The 1058-nt window shown below is 72.4% G+C and carries 1 protein-coding gene; it reads right to left on the bottom strand.

Annotation, left to right across the window (positions count from 1 at the left end; all coding sequences use genetic code 11):
• Positions 1-942 (bottom strand): AAA family ATPase (locus AC1DYX_RS31420; RefSeq protein WP_477266165.1); only part of this gene is annotated, 942 nt, incomplete at its 3' end.
• Positions 943-1058 lie beyond the last annotated feature (116 nt).

The following is a 1058-nucleotide window of genomic DNA, read 5'->3' as shown; positions in this document are numbered from 1 at the left end:
GGTGACGAGGGCACGCGCCGGCTGCGCGGCATCCAGCGTCGCCAGGCGACGCCGGCGTTCGGCCGCCGCGGCGACGTCGGCGCGTGCTGCCGCCAGCGTACCGTCCGCCTGCATTTCGGCCGCGCGCAGGCGGTCCAGTTCCTGGTGCCAGCGCAGCTGCCGCTCGAGGCTGGTCCGGCGCGTCTCGGCCGCCGCCAGCGCGTCCTGCGCGGCCGCGTGTTCGTCGTCGAGGCCGGCGCGCGCGTCCGGCGCGAGCGGCGCATGGTCCTGCAGGCGTGCCGTCAGGCGGCGCATCGCTTCCTGTTCCTGGCGCCAGCGCTCGAACGCGCGGCGCGAGATATCGCTGTAAACGGCGCTGCCCGTCAGCGTCTCGAGCAGTTCGCCGCGCTCGTTCTCGTCGGTGCGGAGGAACGCGGAGAATTCGTTCTGGGCCAGGAGCACGGAGCGCGTGAACTGTTCGAACGACAGGCCGATGCGGCGCTCGGCCTCGGCCAGCACTTCCGTCTTCGTGCCGCCCAGCGCTTGCAGGCCGGGTAATTGCTGCAGGCTCATCGCGGACGGCTGCAGGGCACCGGCGGCGCGGTTGCGCGAACGGCGCACGCTCCAGCGCGCGCGATAGCGCTGCCCGTCGTTGCCGACGAAATCCACTTCGGCGAACGCGTCCGCCGTGCCGCGCCGCATCAGCGTGCGGCGGTCGGCCACGGACAGCGTCTCGTCGCCGACGTCCGGCAGGTAGTTGCCCACGCGCGGTCCCTTGATGAGGCGCGGCGTCGCGTCGTACAGCGCGAGGCACAGGGCGTCCAGCAGCGTGCTCTTGCCGGCGCCGGTGGGACCGCTGATCGCGAACAGGCCGGACGACGCCAGCGGCTCGCTTTCGAAATCGACTTCGAATTCGCCCGCCAGCGACGCCAGGTTCTTGCCGCCGATGCGCAGGATCTTCATGCAGCCTCCCGGGCGCGGTCGGTGCCGTCCGCCGGCAGCAACAGCTCGGTGAACGCGGCCATCTGGTCATCCGGCGCGTCCCCGCCGAAGCGTTGCTGCCACAGGCGGCGGAAGAT

This window comes from Massilia sp. P2_C2, assembly GCF_056404615.1.
Note: the sequence above shows the minus strand (reverse complement) of the source record. Positions and strands in the feature narration are given on the sequence as shown.